The organism is Ornithinimicrobium cavernae, assembly GCF_003121625.1.
Lineage (GTDB): Bacteria > Actinomycetota > Actinomycetes > Actinomycetales > Dermatophilaceae > Ornithinicoccus > Ornithinicoccus cavernae.
Window position 1 is genome coordinate 1 of sequence record NZ_QDDJ01000023.1, and the last position, 24,740, is coordinate 24,740.

Sequence of the window (24,740 nt, forward strand, 5' to 3'; positions counted from 1 at the left end):
TGGGACCAGATCACCCTCACCCACACCCCCCAGAACGGGCGCCGCACCTACCACCCCGACCCCCACACCACCCGCGCCGAACACGACCGCCACCACGCGTCCAGCACGACCGACGACACCGACGGCACCGACAGCACCGACAGCGCATCCAGCGGACCGGACAACCACGACAGCGACAGCAACGGCACCGGCGGCACGACCGCCACACCCAACAGCGACGGCCCGACCACCCCCTGGACACACGACCCCGACGCCCCACCACCCTTCTGATGGCTAGCAGGTCAGTTGCGGTGCATGACCTTCCTGGACAGGCGGTTGCCGAGAGCCTGAGCCAGCTGCACCAGGACGATGATGACGATCACGGTCACCCACACGACACCGAAGTTCCAGCGCTTGTAGCCATAGTCCAGAGCAAAGGCGCCCAGACCTCCACCGTCCAGCGTGCCGGCCAGGGCCGACATGTCCACGACCGCGATGCAGATGAAGGTGTAGCCAAGGATGAGGGGTCCGAGTGCCTCCGGCACGAGCAGCGTGGTGATGATCCGCCACCTCGTCGCACCCGTCGCTCGGGCTGCCTCGATGACTCCAGGATCGATGGCCACAAGATTCTGCTCGACGATCCTCGAGACGCCGAACGTCGCGGCCACAGACATCGGAACGATCATGGCGGTGCTACCCAACCGGGTTCCGACGATTCCCACGGTGAGCGGGGCGACGGCGAAGAGCAGGATCAGGAACGGGATCGGCCGGAAGATGTTGACCAGCAGGTTCAAGAAGCCGAAGACCCATCTCTGCTGGAGAAGTCCACCGCGCCGCGTGGTGTAGAGGCCCATGCCGAGAGCCAGCCCGAGCACCCCGCCGATGAGCAGGGTCGCGGAGACCATGTAGAGCGTCTGGCCGGTCGCCTCGATCAGGTTGGAGCCGTGCTCGCTCCATTGAAAACCCTCGTTCATCAAGCCACCTCCTCGATCTCCGTCACGCCCCGAAGATCAGCGACAACCCGGTCCACAGCCGGCGCGGGTCCGGTGAGCTCTAGCGTCAGGGAGCCGAAGGACCGTGCCTGCAGCGTGCCGATCCCGCCGTACACGATCTCGAAGGTCACTCCGTGAGCTCCTGCACCGGCAAGCACCGCACCAAGGCGTGAGCCGTCGTGAATGGTGGCCGTCACAATGCGACCAGGGTGGGCCTGCCGGATCCTGGCCAGGTCGTCGCCGCGCGGCTGGTCGTGGAGGACCGTCGAGACGAACCTCCGACCGACCTCTGACGCAGGCTTGGAGAACGTCTCGAACACAGTGCCCGACTCCACCACCCGACCCGACTCCAGGATGGCGACCCGGTCGGCCAGTGCACGCACGATCTCCAGCTCGTGGGTGATCACGACAACGGTGACGCCCAGCTCCCGGTTGACCTTCTTGAGCAGGCGCAACACGTCCTGTGTCGTCTCCGGGTCCAGCGCGCTGGTCGACTCATCGGCCAGCAGGATCTTCGGCCCGGCGGCCAGCGCACGGGCGATTCCGACGCGCTGCTTCTGACCCCCGGACAGCTGTTCGGGGTAGGAGTGCGCCCGGTCCAGGAGCCCGACGAAGTCGAGCAGCTCGGCGACCCGCGCATCGCGCTTGTCGCGCGGCCACCCAGCCACCTTGAGCGGGAACGCCACGTTGCCGGCAACCGTCCGCGAGCGGAACAGGTTGAACTGTTGGAAGATCATCCCGATGTCGCGCCGCTTGCGCTCCAGCTGTGACTCGGACATCCGCACCACGTCCTCGCCGTCCACGATCAGGGCGCCCGAGGTGACCCGTTCCAACCCGTTGATCAGGCGCACCAGCGTGCTCTTGCCTGCACCGGAGTAGCCGATGACGGCGAAGATCTCGCCCTCTTCGACACTCAGGTCGACATGGTCGACCGCTGTGACCGTGCCGGCGCGACCCGAGAACACCTTGGTGACGTCCCGGAACTCGATGATGTGAGACACGGTCAGTTGCTGGCCTGCAGGTTGGACTCCGTCTGCTCCAGGACGTCCTGCAGGCGCTCGGTGTCGTAGCCCTCGACGATCACTGCGGTGCCACCGGACGACTCCACGACCGACGCCAGCACCTCGGGGTCGTGGTAGAGCTCGACGATCTTGCGATACGTCTCGTTGTCCAGGTCTCCGGGGCGTGCCGCGAACACGTTGATGTAGGGCTGCGCGCCCGGCGACTCGGGGTCGTCGGCGTGCACATAGCCGTCGAGGTCGAACCCGGCGTCGGTGGCGAAGTTGTTGTTGGTGATCACACCGGCGACGTCGGCGTCGTGGATCAGGCCTGCGGTCTGGCTCGCCTCCACGGGACGCACGACCACCGTGGATGCTGCCTCGTCCACATCGTCCGGAGTCGGGGACACCGGCTCCCCGCTGAAGGTGATTAGCCCGGCGCTCTCGAGCACGAACAACGCGCGGGCCTGGTTGGTGGAGTCGTTGGGGATGGCCACCTGGTCACCCTTCACGAACTGGTCGACCGAGTCGTACTTCTCGGAGTACAGGGGCAGCGGCACGATCATCGTCGAGCCGATCGGCTGCAGGTCATCGCCAGTGTTCACGTTGTGATCCGCCAGGTAGAGCAGGTGCTGGAAGGAGTTGAGGTCGATCTCTCCCTCAGCGAGCGCAGGATTGGGGAGCGTGTACTCACTGAAGTTCACGATCTCCACCTCGATCCCGGCCTCAGCGGCCTTCTCCGTCAGGATCTGCCAGTGCGGCTGGGAGGCCTCGGTCGTGCCGATGCGGATGACGTCAGCGTCCTCGTTCTGCCCCAGGAGGGCCCAACCGCCGACCCCCAGCGCAGCGACCAGGACCAGGCCTCCTGCGATCAGTGGGGTCCGACTGCGCTTCGGCTTCTCGGGCAGGACGGGGATGGTGCCGGTGGTGGTGCTCTCAGACATTGGATTGCCTCTCAAGGGTGGGTGCCGGCGCCCCCGGACGGAGGGGACAGACGGCAGGCGGTCAGCGGGGGCCAGCAGGTGGTGGGCGACACCGCGTACTCAAGGACGCGGGGCGCTCGGGTTGGTGCTCATCAGCGGCAGCGCTGCCGCGAGCTCGGGAAGGGGGCGGAACGAGCGGGGTCTGCAGGAGTGAGCTGCTCAGTAGCAGCAGCTCACCCAGGCCGTCACACGAGCGACTTACAGGTCTGCGACGTGCCGTACGGCTGTCTGCGTCGACACGTGTTCCAGTGACAGCTCGTCAGGGTCAGCAACCACGACACGTCATGGAGCGGGCAGCTCCAGGCGTAGTGGGGGCGTCAGCAGCCGCGACACATCATGGAGCGGCAGCGCATCACGCAGCACATGCCTCGGCGCCCGACGGGACGGACCGACACAGTGTGGACAGCGTGGCTGCTCATGAACTCTCCATCGTTGCGTTGAAACCGGGCAGATAGCCCATGGCCGGGTGCGGCCGGTGGCCGGGCGAAGAGCCCGACGAGAACATTAGAAACGGTTGACGGTTCACGTGTCAAAACGGGCCCGACCGAAGAACCATCGCGCTCAGCCACCCACTCTGCGAATCGCGCCGCAGATTCCGCGTCATTTCCCGGGTGCGAGCGACGGAATCTGCGTCATGCCGAACTCTCGACGTAGGACTCGACGGGCCGCGTGGAGTCCGGCCATTCCGTGCACCCCCGGGCCGGGAGGCGCGGACTGTGAGCAGAGATACACACCCGGCGCCACGGCATACGGGTCGATGGCCGGTCCGGGTCGCGCCACCATGCGCCACATACTGATGAGGCCACCCGCGATGTCGCCCCCCGGGTAGGCCGCATTGTGATCGGCCAGGCGCGCAGCGGGGGTCACGACGCAGTCGACCACGAGGTCACGGAAACCGGGGGCGAACCGCTCGAGCTGGCGTTCCACCGCGGGTCGCACGTCCTGGCCGGACCCCGTCGGCACGTGGGCATAGGCCCAGACGGGTCGCAGCCCCCGGGGCCCCAACCGGGTGTCGTCGTGCTGTGCCGGGTCGCTCACCAGGACCACCGGGCGCTCTGCATGCCGACCGGACGCCACCTCCGCCTCGGCCGCCCGCATCTCGGCGAGGGTGCCTCCCACGTGCACCGTGCCGGCCCGCCGCACCTCCGGGTCGGTCCACGGCACAGGACCGCTCAGCACATAGTCCAGCTTGCAGGCACCTCCGCCGAGAGGCACCTGCAGCCGTGAGCGGTAGGGCTCGGCGAGGAGCTCCGCTGCGCCCCGCGCATGCATGTCGAGGACGTGCACGCGAGCAGGCGGCAGGTCCTTCGGCGACCGGACGGGGTGGTCGGTGAGGACTCGCCCCCCGTGCGCCACGAGGTCAGCCTCGAGCACCCGGCTGATGGCACCGATGCCTCCCCGCACCAGCGGCCACCCCTGTCGGGTGTGGGCGAGCGCCCCGAGATAGCTCGCGGTGCCCGCCGCGGCGAGTGACGGGAGGGCGGAGATCGTGTGGGCGGAGACCCCACCGATCAGGCTCCGCGCCTCCTCGGTGCTCCAGTAGCCGTCCCCCCAGGCCCGGGCCATCAGGCTGGTGCTCGCCCCCATGGCCAGGGCTGCTCGGCCGAGGCGGAGCGGGTCACCCGAGGGCAGGGACCGTTTGTCCGACAGGGCGATCGAGGCAACTTCCGGGGCGTATGCCGTCAGTGGGCCCAGCAGGCGCCGCCACCGCAGACCGTCGGTCCCCAGGCGCTCGACAGTGCGGTCGAGCGCGCGGTAGGCGACCCCGGCGCGGCCGCGGTCCAGGGGCTGCGCGTAGGACACGTCGGGAACGATCAGCTCCACCCCTCGAGCAGCGAGGTCGAACGCGGCGAAGAAGGGTGAGGTCGGCGCCGCGGCGGGCACGGCAGCACACACATCGCGGACCAGCCCCGCTGACCCCGCCACCCGGTCCGTGACCAGCGGGAGGGTGCGCACTCCCCCACCGACGGTCGGCTGTCCCTCGAGAACGGTGACCGACAGTCCCGCCCGCGCGAGGATGACGGCGGCGGCCAGACCGTTCGGACCAGACCCGACGATCACGACATCAGCGCGTTCCGCGGTCACGTGTGCAGCCTAGCGACTGGCAGCACGCACGAACGGACCTCCGCGTTGCTGGCCCCCGGGCGACCCTGCTTCTTCCAGTGCGCGCTGGCCCCCGGGCGAGCCTGCCTCGTCCAGTGCGCCCTGGCCCCCGGGCGAGCCTGCCTCGTCCAGTGCGCGCTGGCGCCACGGGCTGCCGCTGCTCATCCGCTGGGTTGCCCACCGTAGGCCCGTGGGATGACTGTGGCGGCACGAAGAAGGTCCCGCCGTCTGACGCGCCGGGGCGATGACGGGCACGAGGCTGGCCGGATGGCACCAGACAGAGCTCCCGCGACCTCAGCTGGTCACCCGCTGCGAGGGGGTGTCCACGACAGCGAGCGACGGCGATCCGGGTCCGGATCGTCCCACGCCCAGCACCTCCACCGGACTCATCACCCCACGCCGCCACAGCCCCCTCGTCGCACCGCCGCCCGTTCCCCGTGGCACTGGGGTCTGCTGACGCTCGTCGTGGTGGCGCTCGTCGTGTTGGCGCTCGTGCTCGGATCCGTGGCTCTCCGGACCGGACAGCCCGGCACCGGCTCGAGGACCGCGCTCGCACCGTCGCTGGCCCACGCCCTGGAGCAGGCACGGGCCGACGCCGCACAGGCCGGGGTGGAGATCCTGATCACCTCCGGCCGGCGCTCGGCGGAGGAGCAGCAGCGCCTGTTCGACGAGGCAGTCGAGCGCTACGGCTCCGCCGAGGAGGCAGCACAGTGGGTGCTGCCTCCCGAGGAGTCCGCGCACGTCTCCGGTGAGGCGATCGACGTCGCCGCCGAGGGAGCCGACTGGCTGGTCGCGGAGGGCTGGCGTCACGGCCTGTGCCGCCGCTACGCCAACGAGTGGTGGCACTTCGAGCTGCTCACCGAGCCCGGGGCAGTCTGCCCCGAGCTGGTGCCGCACGCCGGAGCCGACTGAACCCGGTGGGCTAGCGCGACGCTCAGCTCTGTCGTGGGTTCACCTCGTCGGCGCCCTGCGGAGCCGGCGCCTTGGTCTCGGGCTTGGCGTCCACACCGGCTTCCTTGCGCTGCTGCGGTGTGATCGGTGCCGGGGCCTCGGTCAGCGGGTCGAACCCACCGCCTGACTTGGGGAACGCGATGACGTCACGGATCGACTCCGCGCCGGCCAGCAGCGCGACGATCCGGTCCCAGCCGAAGGCGATGCCACCGTGCGGCGGCGCGCCGAACTTGAAGGCCTCGAGGAGGAAGCCGAACTTCTCCTGCGCCTCCTCCTCGCCCAGCCCCATGATGGCGAAGACCCGTTCCTGCACGTCGCGACGGTGGATACGGATGGAGCCGCCGCCGATCTCGTTGCCGTTGCACACCAGGTCGTAGGCGTAGGCGAGCGCCGCCCCCGGGTCGTCCTCGAGGGTGTCGAGGAACTCCTCCTGGGGTGAGGTGAAGGCGTGATGCACGGCGGTCCACGCGCCGGCACCGACAGCCACGTCACCGGAGGCGACGGCGTCGCTCGCGGGCTCGAACAGCGGTGCGTCGACGACCCACACGAACGACCAGGCCGACTCATCGATCAGGCCGACCCGCTGACCGATCTCCAGACGGGCGGCGCCGAGGAGCGCACGCGACGCCTTGACCGCCCCGGCGGCGAAGAAGACGCAGTCGCCGGGCGTGGCGCCCACGTGCGCCGCGAGGCCCTCGCGTTCGCTGTCCGACAGGTTCTTGGCGACCGGCCCGCCGAGGGTGCCGTCCTCGCCGACCGTGACATAGGCCAGACCCTTGGCCCCGCGCTGCTTGGCCCATTCCTGCCAGGCGTCGAACTGGCGCCGCGGCTGACTGGCGCCGCCGGGCATGACGACCGCGCCGACGTACTCGGCCTGGAAGACGCGGAAGGGGGTGTCGGCGAAGAACTCGGTGCACTCCACCAGCTCGTTGCCGAACCGCAGGTCGGGCTTGTCGGTGCCGTAGCGGGACATCGCCTCGGCGTAGGTGAGCCGCGGGAACGGTGTCGGCAGGTCGACCCCGATGGTCTGCCAGACCGCCGTGGCGATCGCCTCACCGAGCTCGATCACGTCGTCCTGCTCGACGAAGCTCATCTCGATGTCGAGCTGGGTGAACTCCGGCTGGCGGTCGGCCCGGAAGTCCTCGTCCCGGTAGCAACGGGCGATCTGGTAGTAGCGCTCCATGCCCGCCACCATGAGGAGCTGCTTGAACAGCTGGGGGCTCTGCGGCAGGGCGTACCAGCTGCCGGGCTGCAGGCGCGCCGGCACCAGGAAGTCACGCGCCCCCTCGGGGGTGGAACGGGTCAGGGTCGGCGTCTCGATCTCGACGAAGTCCCGCTCGCCCAGCAGGTTGCGGGCGGCGGCGTTGACCTTGCTGCGCAGGCGCAGGTTCTGGCCGGCGGAGCGTGCCCCGGGGCGACGCAGGTCGAGGTAACGGTGGCGCAGCCGCGCCTCCTCGCCGACGCTGACCCGCTCGTCGATCTGGAACGGCAGGGCCTCGGAGGCCGAGAGCACCTCGATGTCGGTGGCGACCACGTCGACCGCACCGGTCGGCAGGTCGGGGTTGACGTCCTTGTCCTCGCGGGCGGTCACCTCACCGACCACGCGCACGCAGTACTCGCTGCGCAGGTCGTGGGCCGTGCCGGTCAGCACCTCGTCACGGGCGACGACCTGGACGATGCCGCTGGCGTCGCGCAGGTCGATGAAGGCCACTCCCCCGTGGTCCCGGCGACGGGCCACCCAACCGGTGAGGGTGACGGTGGTGCCGACGTGCTCGGGTCGCAGCGTGCCGGCCTCGTGGGTGCGAAGCATGAGGTCTCCTCTCGGGTCGCGCCGCTGAGGAGTCTGCCCCCAACGGTTCGCAAAGGCAGCCCTGCAAGGTGTGGGCGGGGGCCAGGTCGCGGTGCCACCACACCTTCGCCGGGTCGGTCCCGGCCTCTCGTCGGTCCGCCGGACGCGCGGTGCACGGGCGAGCCGGTGGACCTCGGGTCACCGGCTCGGGCGGGTCGTCACTCCGCCCCGCACACGGCGACCAGTCTACGGCCCCGGCAACGGCGCCCGCACCACGATTCGACGACCCTGACCGACCGGCACCCTCCTGCTCTGGTGAACGGCTCCTGGGCGATCACGGCCCTGTCGACCCGCAACCTTCTGTCCCGGCCCCGCGTGTGGAGGGATGAACAACCGAACCGGCTGTATCCGCACCGCGGCTGCACCACCGACCACACTCACGACGAGGGGACGACACTATGAGGGGCAGGAGGCAACGATGAGCCGGAACCAGGCGGAGCGCGAGTTCGAGGAGTTCTACACCGCGGCCGCACCGAGAGTGGTTCATCTGGTCTATGCCACGACCGGCGACATGACGATCGCCCAGGACAGCACACAGGAGGCGTTCGCCCGGGCCTGGCAGCGGTGGGCGACGATCGGCACGTATGACGAGCCGCTGGCCTGGGTGCGCACGGTCGCCCGACGCCTCGCGATCTCTGCGTGGCGCAAGCAGGGCGCCCAGGACCGGGCCTATGTCCGGCACGGCGTCCCGGCCGCGCCGGACGGTCCGGGGGTGGACCGGGTCGCCGTCCTCCAGGCCATGCAGACCCTCAGCGACCCCATCCGTGAGTCGATGGCCCTCTACTACATCGCCGACCTGTCGATCGAACAGATCGCCCGGGAGACCGGGGCGGCCGTCGGCACCATCAAGTCCCACCTGCACCGCGGCCGGCGCCAGCTCGCCGTCGCGCTCGAGATCAAGGAGAACGACCATGCGTGAGGAGCAGGAGTTCCAGGACTGGACCCAGGACCAGGACGACCGCCTGCGCGCCTCGCTCGGGGCGCTGCGCCAGGACGTGGACGCCGCAGGCATCCCGGACGTCCGTTTCGTCATGCGGAGGGCCGGGCGCCAACGGCACCGGGCCGTCGCCGGCATCGCCGCGGGGGCGGCCGCCGTGCTCGGACTGTCGTGGTTCGGCTACCAGGCCCTGGACGGCACCCCCAGCACCGCACCGGCGGGAGACGGCCGCACAACCGAGCGGGACCAGACCGAGGACCTGCCGGACGGCACCACGGAGTCCCCGGAGGAGGAAACCGGTTCTCCGAGCGAGACCGAGGAACCCACCGGCAGCGGCGAGAACGCCGACGCGGCACCGGCCGACCCCGAGAAGCTGGTCCTGGCCGAGTCGGGCGGGCCCGACCTCAGCCTGTTCGTGCCACCTGCCCTGTGGGCGTCCCAGCCGTTCACCCTGGGGGCGGCCTCCAGTCAGGGCGCCATCGGCGACTTCGAGACGACGGCCCTGTTCGAGTGCGACCCGGACGACGTCTACTGGGGCGCCGAGGACGAGGGCACCTTCGGACTGCTCAGCGTCGGGGCCAACGGCTCCGCCTTCGGGACGCAACGGGTGCGGGTCCTGGAGTCGGCGCAGACCGCCGCCACCTACGTCAACGACCTCGATGCCGCCCTGGCGGCCTGCGAGGCACCGGCGGAGGCCGACAACATCGAGCTGGACGTCGAGCCGCTGGAGCTGTCCGGTGCCTACCGGGTCACCACGACCTTCCGGGACGGCACCGACCCGATGACCGACTTCTACTACGTCGTCCAGCACGACGGGACGACAGAGGCGGTCTCCACCTTCCGGCTCATCGACTGGTCCGCCGACGACTCCGGGGTCACCGACGCCCAGGCGGTTGCCGAGCTCGAGCGGCTCTCGGCCCTGGTGGCCGACAACTGACGCAGGTCCTAGCGACGGCGGGCAGCGAGCGCCAACACGCCCAGCATCATGGGCGCGTTGCGCACCTGCCCGCCGAGGACCGCCTGGACGGCGACCGAGAGCGGCACCCAGCCCGACGGCATACCGGCCTCCTCGTGCTCACGGACGTGCCGGTCGGCGTCGGCGACGTCTGTCAGGTCGGAGGCCACGAAGAGGGTGATCACCTCGTCGAGACCGCCTGGTGAGGTGGTGAACGAGGTCAGCTCCTCCCAGCGGCCGGCCACCAGGTCGACCTCCTCGGCGAGCTCCCGCCGGGCCGCCTCCACGGGTGGTTCGCCCGGCACGTCCAGCAGGCCGGCCGGCAGCTCCCAGTCCTCGGCACCGACGGGGTGACGGTACTGCCGGATCAGCAGGATCTCGGGCTCACCACGGTCCTCGCGCACGGCGAGCACAGCGACCGCTCCGGGGTGGGCGACATACTCCCGCACCACCGTCCCGGCGTCCCCGAGGTCGATCGTGTCGCTGCGGACGTCCCAGACCCGGCCCGCGAAGACCACTTCGGACTCCGAGACGGGTCGGCGCCGGATCACGTCGACGACGTCCGCGAGACCGAGTCGCGGGGCCCCGAGCGACATCAGCCCGCAGGGGTGCGCTCGACCTCGACGAGGCGCTGGCTGCGCTGCACACCCAGGGCTGCGGCGACCAGGCCCGCGAAGAGCGGGTGCGCCCGGTGCGGGCGCGACTTGAACTCGGGGTGCGCCTGCGTGGAGACGTAGTAGGGGTGGACGTCCTCCGGCAGCTCGACGAACTCCACCAGCTCTCCGTCGGGGGACGTCCCGGAGAAGACCAGGCCGGCCTCGCTCAGCTGCTCGCGGTAGGCGTTGCCGACCTCGTAGCGGTGCCGGTGCCGCTCGTCGACGGAGGTCGTGCCGTAGACCCCGGCGATCACCGAGCCCTCGGTGAGCCTGGCGGGGTAGGAGCCCAGGCGCATGGTCCCGCCCAGGTCACCCGCGCCCTCGACGAACGCGCGCTGCTCCTCCATGGTCGCGATGACCGGGGCCGGGGTGTCCGGGTCGAACTCGGTGGAGCTGGCACCCTCGATGCCGGCGACGTTGCGGGCGAACTCGATGACCATCGCCTGCAGCCCCAGGCAGATGCCCAGCGTGGGCACCTGGCGCTCGCGGGCCCAGCGCAGCGCGCCGATCTTGCCCTCGATGCCGCGGATGCCGAAGCCGCCGGGCACCAGGACCGCGTCGACACCGGCGAGGGACCTGCTCGCGCCGGCCTCGGTGCGGCACTCGTCGGAGGCCACCCAGCGGATGGCCACGCGGGCGTCGTTGGCGAAGCCACCGGCCCGCAGGGCCTCGGTGATCGACAGGTACGCGTCCGGCAGGTCGATGTACTTGCCGACCAGGGCGATCTCCACCTCGTGCTCCGGCTGGTGCACGCGCTGCAGCAGCGCGTCCCAGTCGGTCCAGTCGACATCGCGGAAGGGCAGGCCGAGGGTGCGGACGACATACGCGTCCAGTCCCTCACCGTGCAGCACCTTGGGGATGTCATAGATCGAGGGCGCGTCCACGCACGCCGCGACGCCGTCGACGTCCACGTCGGACATCATCGAGATCTTGCGCTTGATCGACATGGGGATGTCGCGGTCCGCGCGCAGCACGAGGGCGTCGGGCGTGATGCCGACCTGGCGCAGCTGGGCGACCGAGTGCTGGGTCGGCTTGGTCTTCAGCTCGCCGCTGGGGGCCAGGTAGGGCACCAGCGACACGTGCACGAAGAAGCAGTTGCCGCGGCCCAGGTCGTGCCGGACCTGCCGGGCGGCCTCGAGGAAGGGCAGCGACTCGATGTCGCCGACGGTGCCGCCGATCTCGGTGATGATGACGTCCGGGGTGTCCTCGGCCGGCAGCTCGTGGGCATCCGCCCGCATCCGGGCCTTGATCTCGTTGGTGATGTGCGGGATCACCTGGACCGTGTCACCGAGGTACTCCCCGCGACGCTCCTTGGCGATGACGTCGTTGTAGACCTGGCCGGTGGTCACGTTGCCGCGCCCGCGCAGGTTGACGTCGAGGAACCGCTCGTAGTGGCCGATGTCCAGGTCGGTCTCCGCCCCGTCCTCGGTCACGAAGACCTCACCGTGCTGGAACGGGTTCATCGTCCCGGGATCCACGTTGATGTAGGGGTCGAGCTTCTGCATGGTCACGCGCAGGCCGCGCGCCCTCAGAAGTAGTCCGAGACTCGAGGCGGTCAGGCCCTTGCCGAGTGAGGAGGCAACTCCTCCGGTCACGAAGATGTGCTTTGTCTGATCCGCCACGGGCTGTCAGTCTACGTCACGCGTCTGTGCGCCGGACAAGGCACGCCGGTATGCCGTCAGGGCGGCCTCGGCAGCGTCCGCGGCGGTGGGCAGCTCGGTCGCCCTGCGCAGGGCCCTGGCCCGCAGGTCATCCCGCAGCACCTCGTCCCGGAGGACGGCGCTCAGTGCTGCCCCCAGTGCCTCGGGGTCGTCGCCGGGCACCAGGAGCCCGGCCCCGTCCAGCACCTGCCGTGTGCCGCCGACGTCGGTGGCCACGATCGGTGCGCCGACGGCGAGGGCCTCCTGCAGCCAGACGGGTTGTCCCTCCCACCGCGCGGACGACACGGCGACGTCGGCGGCAGCGAGCAGGTCGGGCACGTCCGGTCGGTGGCCCAGCAGCCGGACGGGCAGCCCCGCCCGGTCGATGCGGCGCTGCAGCGCCGCGGCCTGGGGCCCGTCACCGGCGATCACGAGCAGTGCCTCACCCGGCGCGGTGTCAGCCGCGACGAGGGCGTCGAGCAGCCGGTCGAACCCCTTCTGCGGGGCCAGTCGGCCCACCGCGACGACCAGCGGTGTGCCGTCCTCGAGCCGGAGCTCCCGGCGCACCTCGGCCCGGCTCCTGGTCGGCTCGGGGTGCGCCGCGGGCACGACCGCGGAGCCGACGTCGCGCGCGCCACGGTCCCGCGCGACCTCACTGAGGTCCTCGGACACCCCCAGCACCAGGTCGGCGCCGCGGCAGACCACACGGTCGAGGTTGCGGTGGACGACAGCCGCCAGGCGGCCTTCCGGTGCGGCGTTGTGGGTGGTGACGACGAGCGCCGGTCGGGCACCCTCGCGGGCGAGGACGGACAGCGCCCCGGCGCGCACCCCGTGCGCGTGGACGACGTCGACGTCTGACATCGCCTCCCGCAGGGTCGCCACCGAGCGCCGGTCCCGTTGCGGCAGTGGCCGGGACCCGATCTCCAGGGGGATGTGCTCCGCGCCCGCGTCGACCAGCCCGAAGCGCGCCGCCACGACCGGTGGGCAGGCAACCACCACCTGGTGGCCCAGCTCGACCAGGCTGCGCGTCAGCTGCTCGACGTGCCGGCCCACTCCTCCGGCGACCACACCGGTCACCATCAGGATTCGGCTCACGCTTGCATCACACCCCACGTCCGTCATCTAACCCCACGGCGCCGGATCCCGCCCATCATGTCCCCGTAGGCGCCCCGCGCCCCGACCCGCAGCGCGCCCAGGGCCGCCCCCAGGACCGCCAGCCCGGTCAGCAGCCCGACGGCGAGGGCCGTGCCCCAGTCCGTCACGTCCACGCCTGCCGCGAGCTCGCGCGCCGCCAGGGCGACCAGGGCACCGCCGAGAGCCACGGCGCTGGGCAGCCAGATCCCCTCTGTCACAGCGGTCCCCCAGGAGCGTCTCACCAGCACGACCAGGAGTATGCCGGTCAGGGACATCCCGACCGAGCTCCCCAGGCCCAGGGTCACCAGGGTGTCCGCGGGTTCGGTGTCGGCGCCCGCCAGCCGCGCGAGCGGGACCATGGCGGCCACCAGCCACCCCAGCGCGACGGCACCGCCGGCCGCCAGCGCCGAGCCCCGCGCGTACAGCGCCCGGGACAGCAGCGCGGTGACGGCAAGACCGAGCAGGCCCGGGGCGTACCAGGCGAGTGTGGCGGGCAGGGCCAGGAGTGCCTGCTCCCCCGCGCCCCCGCCGCCGGCATCGAGCGCACCGAACAGACTGCCCACCTCGCGACGGACCGCGATGAGGGCGACCGCACCGACCACACCGGCCACGGCGACCGACAGGAGGGTGCGCCGCAGGACGGGGCCAGCCTCCTCGGAGGTGAGCCGGGGGAAGGCGGCGGTCGCGAGCGGGACAGCCAGCACGGCATACGGCAGCAGGTAGGCGGTCTGGGCGTAGGTGTAGACGTTCAGCGTGCCGACACCGTCGGCTGCGTTGGCGAGCCAGACGGTGACCAGCACGCAGACCTGCTGGGCCGCGACGGCCGCCAGCCCCGCGACGGCCAGCGTCCCGACGCGGCGACCGGCACCCTGCGGGAAGCCGAGGGTCGGGCGCAGCCGCACACCGGCGCGCCAGGTCGGCACGAGCAACGGCAGGCTCAGCGCCACCACCCCTGCCGTGGTGCCCCAGGCGAGCAGCAGGATCGCACCGGAGGGCACGACGCCCAGACCGGCCCCGGGGGCGACCCACGCGCCGTAGGCCAGGTAGACGCCGATGACGACGAGGCTGGAGAGGAGCGGAGCGACGGCGGCGGCGAGGAACCTGCGGTGGGCCTGCAGCACCCCGGCGAGGATGATGCCCGCGCCGTAGAGCACCACCTGCGGGGCGAAGACCGTGAGCATCGTGACGGCGGTGTCGAGCGCGGCGGCGCCGCACTCGTGGGCGGTCCCCAGGAGCAGGGAGGCGATCGGGCGGGCCAGCAGCGCGGTCAGGAGGGCCAGTGGCAGCAGCACAGCGAGCGCCCAGGTGAGCAGGGCGGACGCCGTGCGGTCCGCGAGGTCCTCCCGACCGCGGTGCAGGTGTCCCGAGACCAGGGGGACGACGACGGCCGCGAGGGCCCCGCCGGCGGCGATCTCGTACAACGCGTTGGGGACGAGGTTGGCGGTCTGGTAGATCTCGCCGACACAGGTCGCGCCCACCCCGTTGCTGAACGCCAGCCACCGGCCCAGGCCGACCGCCCGGCCCACCAGCGTGACGACCGCGATGAGCCCGGCTGCCGCCGCGATGCTGCCCACCGCCAGCCTGGGGCTCGGCGCCGTCGAGGCTCCCGAAGCCCCCGGAGCATCCTCTGACGTCGGAGGCTCCGCCGTGCTCATGACCGGCCCGCACTCCCTGGGCGCGTCCGCCCGAGGGCGTCCAGCTCCCGCAGCACGGGCGTCGCCTCGATGACCCGGGTGAAGCTGACCTTCTCGGAGGCCAGCGTGAGTGCCGTGACCACCCCCAGCGAGACGGTCCGGGCCAGGGGGCCCTGCCGGGCCACCAGGGCCAGGCCGAGGACCGCGCCCAGGGGGTTGGCACCGGTGTCACCAAGCATGCTCGTGCCGGCCAGGTCGTCCGGCAGGAGGGCCAGCGACGAGCCGAGCGTCACCGCCGCGGCCGGGGACCCCGGCCCGGTCAGGACCAGCGGCACGGCCGTCAGCGCCCCGACCTTGAGGGCGCGACCCGGACGCAGGTCGAAGAGGTTGGCCAGGTTGGCTGACCCGGCGACCACGGCGGCGCCCACGAGAGTGCCCCACAGCGGGCGGCCCCCACTGACCCGTCCGCTCCCGGTCCCACTCGGGCCCTGCGGGTCGACGTTGTCCGGGCAGGTGCTCCGCTGCTGTGCGTCCTGGAGTGCGGCGGCCACCAGGCCCGTTGCCGCCAGACCGAGGATCTTCACGGCCCCCGTGGTGACCCGCCCGTGGGCCAGAGCCCGGAGGTGACCGGCAAGCCCCTTGCGGTCCGTGTCCTGACGCAGGTCGTCCAGCGCCCCCAGGGCGCCTGCCCCCAGGGAGGCGACGGCATACGGGAGGGGTCCGGCACCGGGCCCCCACCCCGCGCCGGTCAGCGCGGCCGAGCCGGCGGTCCCTGCCACCAGCGCGACGCCCTCGAGCAGGGTGACCGGCCGGCCGGCATGGTTGGTCCGCTCCCACCGCGCGGCCCACGGTGCGGTGCGTCCGGAGCGTAGACCGTGCCAGACCAGCGCCGTGCCGGCGGCCCCGGCAGCGGTCAGGAGCCCGTCCCGCAGTGGCCTCACGGGACGGTGGCCCCCTCCGTGCCGGGCGGTGTGCTGTCCGATGAGGTGCTTTCTGGCGATGTGCTGTCCGGTGACGTGCTGTCCGGTGACGTGCTGTCCGGTGACGTGCTGTCCGGTGACGTGCTGTCCGGTGACGTCGTTCCTTCGGGCGGCTCATCCCCGACGTCTGTGCCGGCGTCGGCGCCCGAGCCGTCGGCGTCCTCCTGCACGGGAGGTGGCACCGCTCCCTGGTCTGCGTCGCTGCCCGGGAGGGTGGGATCCAGGGGCAGCGTGGGGTCCGTGGGCAGCGTCGGCCCCGTCGCCGGATCCTCCACCTCCGGGGTCATCGGTTCGGGCACCTCCGGCATGGGCGCCAGCGAGTCGGTCCCGATGCCCCAGTGTCCCGGCTCGCCGTCGACGGCCCAGCGCAGGCCCAGCACCGCCGCCAGCTGTCCGGTCGGCCCCTCCACGTTGTCGACACTGGACACCGCCTCGGCGAGCGCGGACTCGGCCCGCAGGCCGCGGATGATCGGCGACTCGGCGGCCTGCACCGGGTCGGCGTAGCTCTCGGTGCCATAGCCCGCCACCAGGGTCGGGACGTCGAGCTCACCGAAGGCGCCCACCAGGTCCAGTGACTGCTGGAGCAGCGGGTCTCCCGTCTCCTCCTCCTCGACGTCCTGCACGTCGAGGTCGCCGGTGACGACCACGAAGGTGTCCGGCGCGGCCACGAGCTGCGGGTTCTGGCCATCGGCCCAGTTCGTCGTGAGGATGTCCAGCTCCTCAAGGCGTTCGATCGTCGAGCGCCAGGCTCCTGTCGCGGTCTCCTCGTCGCTGCCGGAGAGTGCGGCCGCGATGATCGTCTCGACCGTGGGCTCGGCACCCTCCCGTGGCGCCGGCTCGGCGAGGGTCGGGGCGAGCTCGGCAGCGGCCTCGTGACGAGTGGCCGCGGCCTCCGGGTCCGTCCACGCGTCACCCATCCGGGACGTCAGCAGGACCTCTCCGCCGGCGGAGGTGATCTGCTCCTGCAGCTGACCCACGATGTTGCGGTCCGCGCCCGGGAGGGTGACCAGCGCCACGCGGCGGCCGGTCAGCTGGTCATCGATGAGGGTCGGGGTGAGGATCTGAAGGGCCTGCGCCTTGAGGTCCTCACGGGCGGCGGCCTGGTCCAGCTGGGCCCGCAGGGCATTGCGCTCCTCGCGCAGGTCCTTGACCTGGGCCTCCAGGGTGGAGGAGATCTCCTGGCCGAGCGGCCCGGCACCGAGCACGATGCCCACAGCGAGCGCCATGAAGACAGCCACCAGGGAAACCAGGTGGTAGCGGAAGTCGATCACCCGAACAGTCCTCCGATCAGGGCCCAGAAGTCGTCCCACCGGACCGCCAGCACACCCATCGCGGTCCGGCCGCCGGGAGTGGCGGCGAGGGCGGCCAGCACGGCCAGCATCCCGGCCAGGACGAGCCAGGACAGGGCAGCCGACGAGATCCTGCTGCGGTACAGCAGGCTCACCCCCTTGGCGTCGACCAGCTTGCTGCCGACGCGCAGCCGCGTCAGGAACGTCGACGCCATGCCCTGCCTGCCCTTGTCGAGGAACTCGATCAGGGTGGCGTGCGTGCCCACGGCGACGATCAGGTCAGCACCCTTACCGTCCGCCAGGAGCATCGCGACGTCCTCGCTGGTGCCGATGGCGGGCAGGACGACGGCGTCATCGATCCCCAGGGCCCTGACCCGGTCCAGGCCCGGGGCGCGGCCGTCCCGGTAGGCGTGCACGATGATCTCCGCACCGCTCTGCAGCGCGGCGTCACCGACGGAGTCCATGTCTCCGACGATGAGGTCGGGCCGGTAACCGAGCTCCAGCAGGGCGTCGGCGCCCCCGTCGACGCCGATCAGCACCGGACGCGCCTCGCGGATGAAGGGACGCAGCGTCTGCAGGTCCTCCTTGTAGTGGTAGCCCCGCACGACGACCAGCGCGTAGCGCCCCTCCAGCTCGGTGCGTGTCTCCGGCAGCTGGATCCCGTCCAGGAGGAGCTCTCGTTCCTCCCGGACGTACTCCATGGTGTTGCGCGAGAAGGCCTCGATCTGGTCGGAGATGTTGGCCCGGGCCTGCTCCATGGCCTCCTCGACGGTGGCCAGGTCCAGGCGGGTGCCCTCTGCGACGACCACGTCGTCCACCATCAGCCGGTTGCCGACGACCCGGCCGGTCGCTCCCTCGGTCACCTGCGTCAGCAACGCCTCGCCCGCACGGTCGATCAGCGGCACGCCGGCCTCGAGGAGGATCTTCGGCCCCAGGTTGGGATAGGCGCCGCTGATGGAGGCCGTCGCGTTGATCACAGCGGCCGGCTTGCACGCGACCAGGGCGAACGCGCTGACCTGGTCGATGTCCTCGTGGTTGATCACCGCGATGTCGCCGTGGGCGAGGCGCTTGGTCAGGTTCTTGGTGCGTGCGTCGACCCGGACCGGTCCCTCCACGGGGGGACCGTCGGGCACTGCCGAGGGCACCGGGGATCTGGACAGGCTCATGGTCGCCCCATCGTGCCACGGTTCCGGAGTGAACCGACGCTGCCCCGGTCCCGCACGCGCCGCTCGGCGTGCTTCCTGCTGAGCCGCCGACGCTGCGGGACGATATCGCCGTCCGGCCACCGGGACACCGCGGGGCGTGCGCCTGCTCAGCCGCCGAGACGCTGCGGGGCGTGTTCCTCCACGAGCTCGCGGGCGTGGTCGAGCGCCGCCCGGGAGTCGGTGACACCGCCGAGCATCCTGGCGATCTCGGCCACCCGCTCCGGCCCCTCCACGGAGCGCACGTCACTGGCGGTGATGGCACCGTCAGAGCTCTTGTGCACCACGTGGTGCCGGTCCGCGAACGCGGCAACCTGACCCAGGTGAGTGACCACGATCACCTGCGCCGTCCGGGCCAGCGCGGCCAACCTCGCCCCCAGGTCGAGGGCGGCGGCGCCTCCGACACCGGCGTCCACCTCGTCGAAGACATAGGTCGGCACGTCCCCCTGGGCGGAGACGACCTCGAGCGCGAGCATGACCCGGGACAGCTCACCGCCCGACGCGGCCCGGGTGACCGTGCGGGGCGGTGCGCCGGCATTGGCTGCCAGCAGGATCTCGACCTCGTCCAGACCGTGCGACCAGGCCCGCACGCGCTCTCCGTCCGCGAGCTCCACGCCGTCCGGGTCCGGCCGGTGCCGCACGGCCACCTGCACGCGGGCACCCCCCATGGCCAGGTGCGTCAGCTCGGCCTCGACCCGGGTGCCCAGGGTCTCGGCGGCCGCTCGGCGGGCGTCGGTCAGTGCCTCCCCCGCTGCGACGAGCTCCCGGCGCCACCTCCGCTCCTCCTCGGTGAGGGCCGCGATCCGGTCGTCGGACCCGTCCAGGTCGGCGAGCTCGGCGGCCGCCTGCCCCGACCAGGCCAGGACCGCCTGGGTGCTCTCGCCGTACTTGCGCAGGAGGGCGGTCAGCACCGAGCGGCGCTCCTGCACCCAGGCGAGGCGGCCCGGGTCGACGTCGATGCCGGACGAGTAGGACGCCAGCTCACCGGCCAGGTCCGCCGTCAGGTAGCTGAGCTCGTCGAGACGCGACCCCAGCGCCCCCAGCTCAGGGTCGTGCTCGGCGACCGGCGCGAGCGCCTGGCGTGCCGCGGCGAGCAGCTCCGTCACGGGGCGCAGGTCGTCGACCACGGCCTCGTCACCACCGGACAGCACCGCGTGTGCCGTGTCCGCGGCCTGGCGCAGGCCGTCCGCGTGCGCCAGGCGCTGCCCCTCCGCTCGGAGGGCGTCCTCCTCGCCCTCCTGGGGGTCGACGGCCTCGATCTCCTCCAGAGCCGCGCGCAGCAGGTCTGCGCGCAGGGTGCGCTCCGCCCCTGCCGTGCTGAGGCGCGCCAGCTCCTCTCGCACGCTCGTCCACTCCCGGTGGGCGTGCGCATAGGTCTCCTGGGCCTCCCGGACGGGCGTGGCGCCGAAGGCGTCGAGGAGCACACGGTGCTGCTCGGGCGCCCGCAGTCGCCACTGGTCCGCCTGACCGTGCACCGCCATCAGGTGCTCGCCGACCTCGCTGAGCACCCCGACGGGGGCAGCACGTCCACCGACGTGGGCGCGGGAGCGTCCCTCCGCGCTGACCGTGCGCACCAGGATGAGACCGTCCCGGCTCTCTCCGCCGGCCGCGTCCACCCGCTCGGCGGCGGGGTGTCCCGCCGGGACGTCGACCTCTCCCTCGACCACGGCCGACGAGGCGCCGGAGCGCACCATGCCCGAGTCCGCCCGGGCGCCGAACAGCAGCCCCAGCCCGGAGACCACCATGGTCTTGCCGGCGCCGGTCTCCCCCGTGATCACGTTGAGTCCCGGGGACAGCTCGAGCTCGGCGTCCTCGATGACGCCGAGTCGCTGGATCCTGATGCGGGTCAGCACGCTCGCACTCTAGGCCGGAGCACCGTCAGGCTTGCCGCGCCACCCGGCGACCGGCAGCGCGAACTTGGCCACGAGCCGGTCGGTGAACGGGTCGGAGGTCAGACGGGCCAGGCGCACAGGGGTGTCGCTACGGCATACCTCGATCCGGGCGCCCGGCGGGAGGTCCACCGTCCGGCGGCCGTCGCACCACATCACACCGTGGGTCGTCGCATGGGGAACGACCTCGACCGCCACCCGGGTGTCCGGCCCGAGCACGACCGGCCGGGCGAACAGGGCGTGCGCGGAGATCGGGACCACCAGCACCGCCTGCACGTCAGGCCAGACGATCGGCCCGCCGCCCGAGAACGCATAGGCCGTGGAACCGGTCGGAGTGGCCACGACCACACCGTCACACCCCCAGGTGGACAGTGGGCGGCCGTCGATCTCGACTGTGAGCTCGAGCATCCGCTCCCGCGCGGACTTCTCGACCGAGGCCTCGTTGAGCGCCCAGGTGTGTGCGACATGGTCGCCGTCCCGGTAGACGTTGACCTCCAGGGTCATCCGGTCCTCGACCGCGTAGTCACGCGCCACGATGCGATCCACCACGTGCGAGGTGTGCTCGCGCTCCGCCTCGGCGAGGAAACCCACCCGACCGTGGTTGATCCCCAGCAACGGGATGCCCGCGGCACGGGACACCTCGGCGCCGCGCAGGATCGTGCCGTCACCGCCCAGGATCACGACCAGCTCGGCGTCCGCCGCCAGGGCAGCGACCTCCGGGTCGTCCTCGAGGCTGTCCCACCCCTGCTCCAGCTCGTGCACCTCGATGCCGTGCTCCCGCAGCTGCGTGGCGACCTCGGTCGCCAGGGCGGGGAGGTCGGGGCGGTTGGCGTGCGTGACCAGCAGGATGCGACGGGTCATCTAGTCACTCTCCCCGGTCAGCTCACGGATGCGGGCGGTCGTTCCGCCCGGACTCATCATGCCTGGTGCGGAGGTCGCCAGCCACAGCAGGTACTCGGTGTTGCCGTGGGCACCCAGCACGGGTGAGCGCTCCACGCCGTGGACGTTCCAGCCCAGCCCGGTGGCCGTCCCGATCACGCGGCCCAACGCCCTTGCCCGCTCGGCCGGTGACGTCACGACGCCCCCGCGGCCCAGTCGCTCCCGCCCCACCTCGAACTGTGGCTTGATCAGGAGCACCACGTCACCGTCCTGCTCGAGCAGCGGCACCAGGACCGGCAGGACGAGGGTCAGGGAGATGAAGGACAGGTCTCCCACGACCAGCTCGAAGGTGCCGAGGTTCCCGGGGCCGACCTCACGGATGTTGGTGCCGGACACCTCGGTGACCCGCCGGTCAGCAGCGAGGCTCTCGACGAGCTGGCCGTGGCCGACGTCCAGGGCGGTCACATGGGCCGCCCCGTGCTCGAGCAGGACCTGGGTGAAGCCGCCGGTGGAGGCCCCCACGTCCAGACAGCGACGCCCGGCCACCCGGAGCCGGCGACCGCTCTCCGCACCGGATGTCCGAGCGGACCTCTCATCCGGTCGCGAGCCGCTCTGCCAGGTGTGCAGGGCGTGCAGCAGCTTCAGGGCCCCCCTCCCCACCCACCTGCTCGTCTCGCCGTCGGTGACGTTGACCTGCTGGCCCGGCAGCACGGCATACGACGGCTTGTCCGTCACGTGGCCGTCGACGGTGACCTCACCGGCGCGGATGAGCCGCTGTGCCTGCGTGCGCGAGCGGGCCAGGCCGGCCCGGACCAGGTGCTGGTCAAGCCTGCACGAGTCGCTCACGTGGTCACGAGGACTGCGGACCGCCTGCAGCGCGCCGCATCGCTGCTGCGGGACCGTTGCCCGGGGCGGACTCCGAGAGCCGCTCCTGCAAGCGCCGCTGCGCGAGCACCGCAGCCTCGGCGCGGTCACCCAGGGGTGCCTCGGCCGAGGCGCGGAAGGTCACGAGGACCTCATCGACCACGGGATCGCCGGTCTCGGGGGGCGGCTGGCTCATGCTCGCAGGATAGCGCGACCGCGCCTGCACGGTTCCAGGTTCTCCACACCCGCGGTCCGGCTGGCGGCCCCTTCCCGAGCGGCCCGGTTCCTCCGGCCCGCTGCGCGACGCGCTCCGTGCAGCGGGCACACGGACCGTGCTAGGCCGCCCAGTGGCCCGCGAGGTCGGGGATGGTGCGCACGACGTGGTCCGGCTGCTGGGCCCGTTGCGCGGCCTCCACGTCCGCGTGTCCGTGCACGCCGGTCAGGACGAGCGCGGTGCCGAGTCCGGCACGTCGAGCCCCCTCGATGTCGGTGTCGAGCCGGTCGCCGATCATGAGCACGTCCTCCGGCGGGAGTCCCAGCCGCTGCAGGGCGATCTCGAACGCCGGAGCGTGCGGCTTGCCGGTGACCAGGTCCGGCTGCCTGCCCGTGGCGTGCGCGACGGCTGCGACCAGCGAGCCGTTGCCCGGGGCCTGTCCGCGTTCGGTGGGCAGTGTGGCGTCAGTGTTCGTCGCGACCCAGTAGGCGCCGGAGGCGACGGCGTAGGTGGCCTCGGCCAGCTCGGCCCATCCCACGGCCGCGCCGTAGCCCTGCACCACCGCGGCCACGATCTCGCTGCCGCCGCGCCGGAGCACCTCGCTCGGCTCGACGACCGGGATGCCCTGCTCGTCCAGCGCAGCCGTCACACCAGGGCCTCCGACGGGAAGCACGTAGCGCCCCGCCGGCACCGGGTGGTGCCGGCGCAGGTAGCCGGCAGCGACCTGGGAGCTGTTGAGGACCTCGTCGGTGTGCGCCTCCACGCCGAGGGCACGCAGGTGCCCGGCGACCTCACCGGGCAGACGCGCCGCGTTGTTCGTCAGGAAGAGGATGGGGAGTCCGGCGGCCCGCGCCGCTGACAACCCCTCGACGGCACCCTCGCAGGCGGTGGCGCCCCGATAGACCACACCGTCAAGATCACAGAGGAGTGCGCGGTAGGTCACGGCTCGTCCCTCTCGACGATCTCCTCGCCCCGTGTCTGGTCCACACCGGACGCGCCGCGGTCGGTCTCCGAGTTCTCACTCTCCTCGTCCCCACCGAGGTCAGTGATGTCCACACCGTCCAGCTCCGCCAGCCGGTCCGAGGCGTCGGTGAGTCCGTCGCGGTCCGCGTCGAGGGCACGGGCGAACCACTCCCTGGCGGCCGCGGCATCACCGGTGCCCAGGAGCGACTCGGCGTAGGCGTAGTACAGACGGGGTGCCCACGAGCGTTCGGGTGGGCTGGCCTGCACCAGGTCGCGCAGCGTCTGGACCGCGGCGTCGGTCTGTCCGAGATCGCGCCGGGCCCCGCTGACCACGATCTCCAGCTCGACGCGATCGGCGGCGCTCAGCGACTGCGCAGCCGGCTCCTGGGCCAGCTCGATAGCACGGTCCGGGCGACCGAGCCCACGCTCGACGTCGGCCATGTGCGGCAACAGGTGGTGGGAGCCGCTGAGCCGGCGGGCCGTGCGGAACTCGCGGAGGGCCTCGGACCACTCCGCTCTCCGATAGTGGACGAAGCCGAGGACCTCGCGCACGATCGCCACGCGACCCGCCCGCTGGGACGCGTTCTCGGCGTGGGCCAGGGCTCTGTCCAGGTCCTCTGCCTCCAGCGCCTCCGCAGCCGCGACCAGGTGGCGCGCGACGCCGTCGGCGTTCTCCTTGCTCAGGGTCAGCAGCTCACGACGGGCAGCCCTGTCGAGCTGGCTCGCCTCGATGTGCTCGGGAATCTCCGGTTCCGGCTTGCGGTCCGGGCGGGGACCGCGCAGCCAGTTGTCACTGTCCCGAGAGGGACGGTCGGCACCGCCTCGCTGTGAGTGCCCTCGGAACCCCTCGCGGGAACCACGCTGGAAGCTCCCACGCCGGTCGTCCTCACGCCGCGGCCCACGCTCACCACCAGAGCGGTAACCACCCCGGTCGTCCTCACGCCGCGGCCCACGCTCACCACCAGAGCGGTAACCACCCCGGTCGTCCTCACGCCGCGGCCCACGCTCACCACCAGAGCGGTAACCACCCCGGTCGTCCTCACGCCGCGGCCCACGCTCACCACCAGAGCGGTAACCACCCCGGTCGTCCTCACGCCGCGGCCCACGCTCACCACCAGAGCGGTAACCACCGGACGCCCCACCCGCGCCGCTGCGGTCACCACTGCTCCCCCGGTCCCCCGTGCCGCGCTCCCCGCGGTCTCCCGCGCCCTCGCCCCTGGGCCTCCACTCGCTGCGGCCGCCACGACGCTCGCTGCCGGCACCGTCCCCGCGCCAACCGCCAGCCCGGCGTTCCCCGCTGCGGCGGGCGCTGTCACGTCCATCGCTGTCGCGACGCTCTCCACGTCCGCCCCGGCGTTCGTCCCGACGACCGCTCTCGCGGTCGTCTGAACCCGGTGTCTGGGGGGTCTCCTCAGCCATGCGGCCTCCTCGTTTCAGTTCTTCGGCAGTCTACGCGCCACAAGGACACGTCCTCGCAGCCGTCAGTCCAGGACAAACGGTCCACAAATGCCACTAGCCTCACCCGACCCCGTGAGGGGCGGGTGAGGCTAGTGTGAATGTTTGTCCGGCGGTGTCCTACTCTCCCACACCGTCACCAGTGCAGTACCATCGGCGCTGAGAGGCTTAGCTTCCGGGTTCGGTATGTGTCC

The 24,740-nt window shown here is 71.9% G+C and carries 22 protein-coding genes and 1 rRNA gene; 4 read left to right on the top strand and 19 right to left on the bottom strand.

Going from position 1 to position 24,740, the window contains the following annotated elements; all coding sequences use genetic code 11:
* On the top strand, positions 1–270 hold a 270-nt coding region (locus DA085_RS21215), incomplete at its 5' end, for a hypothetical protein (RefSeq protein WP_419866527.1).
* A gap of 11 nt (positions 271–281) precedes the next feature.
* On the opposite strand, the gene DA085_RS20370 is transcribed toward DA085_RS21215, so the two are convergent.
* From DA085_RS20370 to DA085_RS20385, 4 genes are all read right to left on the bottom strand, one after another.
* Complete coding sequence (locus DA085_RS20370; RefSeq protein ID WP_109474833.1) at positions 282–953, bottom strand: methionine ABC transporter permease; 672 nt, start codon at positions 951–953, stop codon at positions 282–284.
* Complete coding sequence (locus tag DA085_RS20375; RefSeq protein WP_109474834.1) at positions 953–1,972, bottom strand: methionine ABC transporter ATP-binding protein; 1,020 nt, start codon at positions 1,970–1,972, stop codon at positions 953–955. Before DA085_RS20375 ends, DA085_RS20370 begins: the two co-directional genes overlap by 1 nt.
* Positions 1,973–1,974: 2 nt before the next feature.
* A complete protein-coding gene (locus tag DA085_RS20380; protein WP_109474835.1) occupies positions 1,975–2,913 on the bottom strand; it encodes a MetQ/NlpA family ABC transporter substrate-binding protein in 939 nt (312 codons plus the stop codon).
* Positions 2,914–3,552: 639 nt separating this feature from the next.
* Positions 3,553–5,037, bottom strand: a complete 1,485-nt coding sequence (locus DA085_RS20385; RefSeq protein ID WP_109474836.1) for a phytoene desaturase family protein — start codon at positions 5,035–5,037, stop codon at positions 3,553–3,555.
* A 486-nt stretch (positions 5,038–5,523) separates the two neighbouring features.
* Here DA085_RS20385 and DA085_RS20390 point away from each other — a divergent pair, with 486 nt between their 5' ends.
* Positions 5,524–5,967, top strand: a complete 444-nt coding sequence (locus DA085_RS20390) for a M15 family metallopeptidase (RefSeq protein ID WP_202619347.1) — start codon at positions 5,524–5,526, stop codon at positions 5,965–5,967.
* Positions 5,968–5,989: 22 nt separating this feature from the next.
* Here the strand turns inward: DA085_RS20390 and aspS are convergent, their stop codons facing one another.
* The gene (gene aspS, locus DA085_RS20395) at positions 5,990–7,816 is read right to left on the bottom strand and encodes an aspartate--tRNA ligase (RefSeq protein ID WP_109474838.1); all 1,827 of its coding nucleotides are present in this window, start codon (positions 7,814–7,816) and stop codon (positions 5,990–5,992) included.
* Positions 7,817–8,273: 457 nt separating this feature from the next.
* Here aspS and DA085_RS20400 point away from each other — a divergent pair, with 457 nt between their 5' ends.
* Together DA085_RS20400 and DA085_RS20405 are read left to right on the top strand one after the other, a co-directional pair.
* On the top strand, positions 8,274–8,774 hold the full coding sequence (locus DA085_RS20400; protein ID WP_109474839.1) for a sigma-70 family RNA polymerase sigma factor: 501 nt from the start codon (positions 8,274–8,276) through the stop codon (positions 8,772–8,774).
* The gene (locus DA085_RS20405) at positions 8,767–9,729 is read left to right on the top strand and encodes a hypothetical protein (protein WP_109474840.1); all 963 of its coding nucleotides are present in this window, start codon (positions 8,767–8,769) and stop codon (positions 9,727–9,729) included. The genes DA085_RS20400 and DA085_RS20405 overlap by 8 nt, the downstream gene beginning before the upstream one ends.
* 8 nt (positions 9,730–9,737) lie before the next feature.
* Here the strand turns inward: DA085_RS20405 and DA085_RS20410 are convergent, their stop codons facing one another.
* The 14 genes from DA085_RS20410 to rrf all read right to left on the bottom strand — a co-directional run.
* Positions 9,738–10,343 carry an NUDIX domain-containing protein gene (locus tag DA085_RS20410; protein WP_109474841.1) on the bottom strand — a complete coding sequence of 202 codons (606 nt, stop codon included), beginning with the start codon at positions 10,341–10,343 and terminating at the stop codon, positions 9,738–9,740.
* Entirely contained in the window at positions 10,343–12,025 is a 1,683-nt protein-coding gene (locus DA085_RS20415) for a CTP synthase (RefSeq protein ID WP_109474842.1), read from the bottom strand. Before DA085_RS20415 ends, DA085_RS20410 begins: the two co-directional genes overlap by 1 nt.
* A 6-nt stretch (positions 12,026–12,031) precedes the next feature.
* Positions 12,032–13,138, bottom strand: coding sequence for a glycosyltransferase family 4 protein (locus tag DA085_RS20420; protein ID WP_202619348.1), 1,107 nt, complete (start codon positions 13,136–13,138; stop codon positions 12,032–12,034).
* A 23-nt stretch (positions 13,139–13,161) separates the two neighbouring features.
* Positions 13,162–14,751, bottom strand: coding sequence for a murein biosynthesis integral membrane protein MurJ (gene murJ, locus DA085_RS20425; RefSeq protein ID WP_161958592.1), 1,590 nt, complete (start codon positions 14,749–14,751; stop codon positions 13,162–13,164).
* Between the two features lie 77 nt (positions 14,752–14,828).
* On the bottom strand, positions 14,829–15,752 hold the full coding sequence (locus DA085_RS20430; protein ID WP_237565644.1) for a hypothetical protein: 924 nt from the start codon (positions 15,750–15,752) through the stop codon (positions 14,829–14,831).
* Entirely contained in the window at positions 15,749–17,062 is a 1,314-nt protein-coding gene (locus DA085_RS20435; RefSeq protein WP_109474845.1) for a copper transporter, read from the bottom strand. The genes DA085_RS20430 and DA085_RS20435 overlap by 4 nt, the downstream gene beginning before the upstream one ends.
* Complete coding sequence (steA, locus tag DA085_RS20440) at positions 17,059–18,246, bottom strand: putative cytokinetic ring protein SteA (protein WP_109474846.1); 1,188 nt, start codon at positions 18,244–18,246, stop codon at positions 17,059–17,061. Before steA ends, DA085_RS20435 begins: the two co-directional genes overlap by 4 nt.
* 146 nt (positions 18,247–18,392) lie before the next feature.
* The gene (gene recN, locus DA085_RS20445) at positions 18,393–20,135 is read right to left on the bottom strand and encodes a DNA repair protein RecN (RefSeq protein WP_202619349.1); all 1,743 of its coding nucleotides are present in this window, start codon (positions 20,133–20,135) and stop codon (positions 18,393–18,395) included.
* Between the two features lie 9 nt (positions 20,136–20,144).
* A complete protein-coding gene (locus DA085_RS20450; protein ID WP_109474847.1) occupies positions 20,145–21,032 on the bottom strand; it encodes an NAD kinase in 888 nt (295 codons plus the stop codon).
* Positions 21,033–21,896: a TlyA family RNA methyltransferase gene (locus DA085_RS20455; RefSeq protein WP_109474848.1), complete on the bottom strand. Its 864-nt coding sequence runs from the start codon at positions 21,894–21,896 to the stop codon at positions 21,033–21,035.
* Between the two features lie 4 nt (positions 21,897–21,900).
* Entirely contained in the window at positions 21,901–22,110 is a 210-nt protein-coding gene (locus DA085_RS20460; RefSeq protein WP_109474849.1) for a hypothetical protein, read from the bottom strand.
* A 139-nt stretch (positions 22,111–22,249) separates the two neighbouring features.
* Positions 22,250–23,071 carry an HAD-IIA family hydrolase gene (locus DA085_RS20465; RefSeq protein WP_109474850.1) on the bottom strand — a complete coding sequence of 274 codons (822 nt, stop codon included), beginning with the start codon at positions 23,069–23,071 and terminating at the stop codon, positions 22,250–22,252.
* Positions 23,068–24,510, bottom strand: a complete 1,443-nt coding sequence (locus DA085_RS20470) for a hypothetical protein (RefSeq protein WP_109474851.1) — start codon at positions 24,508–24,510, stop codon at positions 23,068–23,070. The genes DA085_RS20465 and DA085_RS20470 overlap by 4 nt, the downstream gene beginning before the upstream one ends.
* 143 nt (positions 24,511–24,653) lie before the next feature.
* Positions 24,654–24,740, bottom strand: a 5S ribosomal RNA gene (gene rrf, locus DA085_RS20475); the annotation flags it as partial.

Coding starts and splice junctions, on each gene's coding strand:
- DA085_RS20370 (WP_109474833.1), bottom strand. CDS start 953: ATGAACGAGGGTTTTCAATGGAGCGAGCACGGCTCCAACCTGATCGAG.
- DA085_RS20380 (WP_109474835.1), bottom strand. CDS start 2,913: ATGTCTGAGAGCACCACCACCGGCACCATCCCCGTCCTGCCCGAGAAG.
- aspS (WP_109474838.1), bottom strand. CDS start 7,816: ATGCTTCGCACCCACGAGGCCGGCACGCTGCGACCCGAGCACGTCGGC.
- DA085_RS20400 (WP_109474839.1), top strand. CDS start 8,274: ATGAGCCGGAACCAGGCGGAGCGCGAGTTCGAGGAGTTCTACACCGCG.
- DA085_RS20405 (WP_109474840.1), top strand. CDS start 8,767: ATGCGTGAGGAGCAGGAGTTCCAGGACTGGACCCAGGACCAGGACGAC.
- DA085_RS20410 (WP_109474841.1), bottom strand. CDS start 10,343: ATGTCGCTCGGGGCCCCGCGACTCGGTCTCGCGGACGTCGTCGACGTG.
- steA (WP_109474846.1), bottom strand. CDS start 18,246: ATGAGCCTGTCCAGATCCCCGGTGCCCTCGGCAGTGCCCGACGGTCCC.
- DA085_RS20450 (WP_109474847.1), bottom strand. CDS start 21,032: ATGACCCGTCGCATCCTGCTGGTCACGCACGCCAACCGCCCCGACCTC.
- DA085_RS20460 (WP_109474849.1), bottom strand. CDS start 22,110: ATGAGCCAGCCGCCCCCCGAGACCGGCGATCCCGTGGTCGATGAGGTC.
- DA085_RS20470 (WP_109474851.1), bottom strand. CDS start 24,510: ATGGCTGAGGAGACCCCCCAGACACCGGGTTCAGACGACCGCGAGAGC.